The organism is Salipaludibacillus sp. CF4.18 (assembly GCF_051262595.1).
Classification (GTDB): domain Bacteria; phylum Bacillota; class Bacilli; order Bacillales; family Salisediminibacteriaceae; genus Salipaludibacillus; species Salipaludibacillus neizhouensis.
In genome coordinates, this window is sequence record NZ_JBIMEV010000103.1 from 1 (window position 1) to 5451 (window position 5451).

The window sequence follows — 5451 nt, forward strand, 5'->3', positions numbered from 1 at the left end:
TAATCATTAGGGTCTTTCATGTGTAATTTATGCTTCTTGTAGTGCTGGTTCTGGATAAACACTAACTTGCTTGCGGTTACGTCCGACACGTTCAAATTTCACAACGCCGTCTACTTTAGAAAATAAAGTATCGTCTCCACCTCTACCTACGTTTACTCCAGGGTAAATACGAGTTCCGCGTTGGCGAACTAAGATAGATCCACCTGTAACTGACTGTCCGTCTCCACGCTTTGTACCAAGACGTTTCGATTCTGAGTCACGACCGTTTTTCGTACTACCTACACCTTTTTTACTGGCGAAAAATTGAAGGTCCAATTTCAAGAACATGGTCTTCACCTCCTATAGTTTAGATTCAATGTGTATAAATTGGCGATACTGTTCTTCCATTGTTTGCATGGAAACTAGCATGCCCTCAAGTAATAATTGAACATTATTATACGTTTCATCATCCAGTTTTTCAGGAACTCGACAGCGGAGGAAACCTCCATCATCCAATAGCTCGACATCCAATTCCGTATTGCAAATTGCTGCAATAGCATTCACTGTCCCAAAAGAAACAGCTGATGCTCCGGCACAGACAAGATCTTGTCCATAGGGCCCTGCATCTGCATGACCTGACATTGTAAACATATGAATGGTTCCATCTTTGTTCCGATCAAACTTGATATGAATCATGGTCTGCACATCCTTACAAGCTGATCTTGTCGATCGTAACTTTTGTGTAAGGCTGACGATGACCTTGCTTACGATGATAGTTCTTCTTAGCTTTATAAGTGAATACAGTTAACTTCTTCGCGCGGCCTTGTTTCTCAACCTTTGCCGTCACAGTAGCTCCGTCAAGTAATGGAGAACCAACTTTTGTCTCATCTCCACCTACAAATAGAACACGGTCAAATGTTACTGTGTCTCCTGCAGTTACATCAAGTTTTTCAATGTAAACTTCTTGTCCTTCAGTAACTTTCACTTGCTTTCCACCAGTTTCAATAATTGCGTACATGTGCGCACCTCCTTTAATACTCAGACTCGCCATCACAGGTGCAATCTTTAAATTGCTTGAAAACCTGGTCTGTGCGGTTGTAGCTCTTTGGGCGCTTCCAAACAACTAACACAGGATATCATATCATGATTTAAATCTTTATGTCAATGAATTTTCGACTCTTCAATGATTAAGAATGCTGACGCATCTCCCACTGTTGCTGTATTTCTTCTCGATCACCAGCTAAGCGTATCTCATACCCGGAAACTTTTTCAGAATGAACCATGAAAAGTTCTTTTCCACTAACCTGTTTTAAAAGCGTCAATCGCTTTTTATTCTCTGCTGTTAACAAAGCCATCATGCGATCTTCTACTTCCACTAAAAACGCATCCTCTATCGCGAACCGCCGTGCGAAAAGTTCATCTTCCAATTCTCTTGTTAATTCCTCACTTGTTTTAATCCATCCACTTCCGTCACATGTTTGGCAAGGAATTTGTAATGCCTCATGTAATGGTTTTCTTGTTTTTTTTCTTGTCATTTCCAGAATTCCCAGTTTTGTAAAACCGAGTACATTCGTCGTGGTGCGATCATTTCGTAACGTTCGTTTAATTACTTGAAGAATCTCTTCTTGTTCCTTATCCGATTTCATATCAATGAAATCAATAAGCACAATGCCACCAATATCGCGTAGCCTTAATTGTTCAGCAATCACTGCTGCAGCTTCTTTGTTTGTTTTAAAAGCTGTCTCTTTCTGATCATTTTTTCCGGTGAATTTCGCTGTATTTACATCAATGACAGTCATTGCTTCTGTATAATTAATAAAAAGAGACCCGCCGCTCTTTAACCATAAAAAAGGTTTAAGTGACCTGTCTAAAGCAGTTTGCAAGTCAAAATAGCTAAATATGCCCTGCTTTTCTTGATGGAGTTCTAACTTCCAGGACTTGTCCACAGGTAACTGCTTTTTTAATAGAAGATAATCCTCTCGATTGTCAACGACGATAATCGTTTCGTCATCATGTAAATAATCTCGACTAACTCGCGAAAAAATAGAAGATTCATTGTAGAGATACATCACTTTACTAGGCGATTCATTGCCTTTTGCGATAAAAGAGTGATATTGTTCGCGTAACCATTCAAACTCTTTACGGACATCTTCTGGATTGGCATCCTCCGCTAATGTTCGAAAAATAATCCCTTCACTTCCCTGAATCCATGCCTGCCCATGTGCGCGAAGAGTGTCTCGATTTAAATCTTCGTTCATTTTCTTGGAGACAGCTACATAGCCACCATGAGGCATATACACAATATATTTTCCGGGAAATGATACAATCTCCGTTAATTTGGCTCCTTTTGTTCCAGTTTCTTCTTTTTTCACTTGAACGATAACACGCTGTCCTTTTGTTAACATTGAATTAATTGGTTTCGAGACGGAAACAGGCTGATTATTATTTTCATTTTTCTTCTGCTGATAATCTACTAGTTCTTTTTTTAAAAGAAAACCATTTTTTTCAGCACCTATATCTATAAAAGCTGCATCCATACCAGGTAGAATATCGATTACTTTCCCTTGAATAATTGCTCCCGGAGGAATATCTCCCTCAATTTCTTGATCAATTAACCATTCTACAACTGTTCCCTGTTCTAGAACGGCTCCCCTAACTCCTGTTGAATAACGATGAATGATAATTTTTCGCACGTTAGCATGACCCCATTCTATCTTAAATCTCGTGCTTCCTGGGCTCATTATAATTGTTTTGATAAGAAAAGTGCAAGGGACTTGAACAACGAAGTAGATCCTGGATTAAAAGTGATAGCATTTAGATTGTTCCCATATTTAAGCTAAATGAGAAAGAGCTACTCCACGAGCATTTCGTTGAAAATACGCCTGGAGAAGTTTTTTTTCATTTACTTGAACAACTTCATTCCCCTTTTTAAAATAGAAAATTAATTCTTTTTCTCGGTAAATCTTCTGAATCGCCTGAGCAACCGTTAACCCGGAAGAAACTTGCATCAATTGGATCTCCCTTACTTGCTTAGAGGAGTTCCTTTCTAAGATAAAACGAAGAAAGTGGTAATGTCTTTGTCGCCATTCTAAGTAATGCTGCACCCAGATAAAACAAATAATGACGATTAAATTCAAATGAAATGGAAGAATCAGAAGGCTGATACACGTTAGATTTATAAGTAAAAAAACTGACAAGCCAAAGCTTCTATCATAGGATTTTTGAAAAGGAAGAAACATACTTGTGAGGGTAAAAATCAATTTTCCCCCATCCAAAGGTAAAACTGGAAGTAGATTAAATGCCAAAATAGTTAAATTATGAAATAAAAACAGCCGGTGGTCGCCTTCCGACCAAACCGGTGTTGTGACAAGTAAATAACTAATGCCAATAAGCCATATATGCTGGATAGGTCCAGCAATAGTAACGAGAATTTCTTCTTTCGCGGGGCGATTCCCGTATTCATCCATTTCAGCCATGCCACCAAAGGGTAAAAGGGTAATTTTACGTATCCTCCATCCAAATCGCAAGGCAACAAGACTATGTCCTAATTCATGGATAAAAACAATGATAAGAATCATTAATATCTCTTTGAAAAGCCCTGTCATTCCTCCAATCCCAAGGATGACCCAAAGAACAGGATGGATGGTTATTTTTCGGATAAAATCAATCAAGTGTGATCACTTCAATTGGGTCTATAAACGAATCGCCTTCTTTCAGGGCAAAGTAGTAGACTCCGACAGATTCTTCATCATTAGGAGAAACACTGGCAAGTACTTCACCGCTATCAACATGATCGTACAAGTTAACATGGATATCGTCCAGCATTCCGTACCAAGATTCTCCTCCATCATAGTGGCGAACAACAACAACTTTCCCCCACTCACCCTCTTCATCTTCCCCAATAAACCGGACTAATCCACTCTTAACAGCTTCCACAGATTCTTCCATTTCAGTTTCAACATAAATTCCTCTGCCGTTTTCTTCAAATGATTCTCGAATTTTTCCGGTTGCTGGTAATGCAAATTGCTCTAATTGTTCCTCCTCAGAATCCATGTCTCCTGGGGCTACAGTTTCCATTTGAGTAGGTAATAATGCAATTGGTCTGCCAAACATCTCTTCGTACCATATCGCAACTTGATCGAATTCAAATTCTTCCTGGAAAGACGTCTGAATATATTGTTTCGGTACTTCAAGAAAAGTTGCATTCGTATGAAATAAAATACTCACACCTAAGAAGAGGCATATGCTAGCTAATATTTGCATAAAAAATGTATCTTTCCTAAATAGAGGCTCTTGCTTTTGTTTCGGTTCATAAAGTCCCTTGCTATCGTGATCAAAAGAATATACCGTATCTTCTCTTTCCTCATCATGCTTTATATCATAAATAGGTCTGCCGTCACTTCTAACTCGCTGCTTTATTTTCTCGGGAGTTCTATCATAGGTACGCTGTTTTCTTTTCGCATCCATTTCTCGTTTTAGCTTTGCGACTTTTTGATTCATAGGCTTCCCTTCCTTGTCCAAAGATTCGTTGTACTGTATTTCTATGCCTTGTCCAAGACCGATAGAACTCAAAGAAAAAGCCATGCAAACCAATAAGCAAAATTAAGGAAGTAACAACGTTTCTCAAAAGGGGTCAGACCCCCCATTATATGGAAAAAGGCCCTTTCCTGGGGGAAAGAGCGATATATAAATATAAGGGGGTAGTATTAGTTTATTCGTTTATTAATAAAAGGTGAATTTGCCAAAACACTAATATTCTTCTAGTCTCACGATAAATAATGAGGCTATGTAACGTTTTATAAATGATCCATTGGTGAATATCTATAAGAGAGAGAAATAAATAAGAAAAAAGTTAGGAGTGAAAGAAGTGTTTTTTGATGATTGGGAAGGGGTTTTCAGGACCGTTGTCATTGCAGTTTGCACATATCCTGTTCTTATAATAATGCTGAGAATATCTGGCAAACGCACCTTGTCGAAAATGAATATGTTTGATTTTATTATAACTATTGCACTCGGTTCCACAGTTGCAACTATTCTGTTAAGTGAAAATGTTTCCTATGTAGAGGGTATCGTTGGACTAGGAATGCTAATCCTTTTTCAGTTTATAATAACCTGGATGTCCGTTCGTTTTGCTGCATTTAATGAAATGATAAAAGGTGAGCCTAGACTTTTATTTTACAATAATGAATTCAATTCCAAAGCAATGAAGAAAGAACGTATCAATGAAGATGAAATAAAACAGGCGTTGCGATCGAATGGGAAAGCATCTTTTGATGATATCCATGCCGTTGTATTGGAAACAGATGGTTCATTATCCGTGATTCAAAAGCAAGAACAAGTAGAGGAAACTATGTTAAAAGATCTTGAAAAATAAGGATATCTTCTAAAACTGGGTAATGTCATCAGGTAAACTAGCTGCATTAACCTCTTGATATATCTGAGGATTTACCTGTCATATAAAGGGGTCTATAA

Annotated in this window: 7 protein-coding genes and 1 other annotated feature; of the genes, 1 reads left to right on the forward strand and 6 read right to left on the reverse strand. The window is 38.1% G+C overall.

Annotated features, from left to right (window positions below):
- Positions 1–27: 27 nt before the first annotated feature.
- The 6 genes from rpmA to ACHABW_RS25210 all read right to left on the reverse strand — a co-directional run bounded on the left by rpmA (position 28) and on the right by ACHABW_RS25210 (position 4479).
- Positions 28–327, reverse strand: a complete 300-nt coding sequence (rpmA, locus tag ACHABW_RS25185; RefSeq protein WP_110935028.1) for a 50S ribosomal protein L27 — start codon at positions 325–327, stop codon at positions 28–30.
- Positions 328–339: 12 nt separating this feature from the next.
- Complete coding sequence (locus ACHABW_RS25190; RefSeq protein WP_435759723.1) at positions 340–675, reverse strand: ribosomal-processing cysteine protease Prp; 336 nt, start codon at positions 673–675, stop codon at positions 340–342.
- Between the two features lie 13 nt (positions 676–688).
- Positions 689–997 (reverse strand): 50S ribosomal protein L21, encoded by a 309-nt coding sequence (gene rplU, locus ACHABW_RS25195; protein ID WP_110935026.1) that lies wholly within the window; start codon positions 995–997, stop codon positions 689–691.
- Between the two features lie 12 nt (positions 998–1009).
- Positions 1010–1086: a sequence feature (ribosomal protein L21 leader region), on the reverse strand.
- Between the two features lie 80 nt (positions 1087–1166).
- Positions 1167–2672 (reverse strand): Rne/Rng family ribonuclease, encoded by a 1506-nt coding sequence (locus tag ACHABW_RS25200; RefSeq protein WP_435759725.1) that lies wholly within the window; start codon positions 2670–2672, stop codon positions 1167–1169.
- A 138-nt stretch (positions 2673–2810) separates the two neighbouring features.
- Positions 2811–3650, reverse strand: coding sequence for a M50 family metallopeptidase (locus ACHABW_RS25205; protein WP_435759727.1), 840 nt, complete (start codon positions 3648–3650; stop codon positions 2811–2813).
- Positions 3643–4479, reverse strand: a complete 837-nt coding sequence (locus ACHABW_RS25210) for a peptidoglycan DD-metalloendopeptidase family protein (protein ID WP_435759729.1) — start codon at positions 4477–4479, stop codon at positions 3643–3645. The genes ACHABW_RS25205 and ACHABW_RS25210 overlap by 8 nt, the downstream gene beginning before the upstream one ends.
- A 367-nt stretch (positions 4480–4846) precedes the next feature.
- On the opposite strand from ACHABW_RS25210, the gene ACHABW_RS25215 reads away from it, so the two are divergent.
- Positions 4847–5353 carry a DUF421 domain-containing protein gene (locus ACHABW_RS25215; protein WP_435759731.1) on the forward strand — a complete coding sequence of 169 codons (507 nt, stop codon included), beginning with the start codon at positions 4847–4849 and terminating at the stop codon, positions 5351–5353.
- The last annotated feature ends 98 nt before the right edge of the window (positions 5354–5451 follow it).

Coding starts and splice junctions, on each gene's coding strand:
- ACHABW_RS25210 (WP_435759729.1), bottom strand. CDS start 4,479: ATGAATCAAAAAGTCGCAAAGCTAAAACGAGAAATGGATGCGAAAAGA.
- rplU (WP_110935026.1), bottom strand. CDS start 997: ATGTACGCAATTATTGAAACTGGTGGAAAGCAAGTGAAAGTTACTGAA.
- rpmA (WP_110935028.1), bottom strand. CDS start 327: ATGTTCTTGAAATTGGACCTTCAATTTTTCGCCAGTAAAAAAGGTGTA.
- ACHABW_RS25190 (WP_435759723.1), bottom strand. CDS start 675: ATGATTCATATCAAGTTTGATCGGAACAAAGATGGAACCATTCATATG.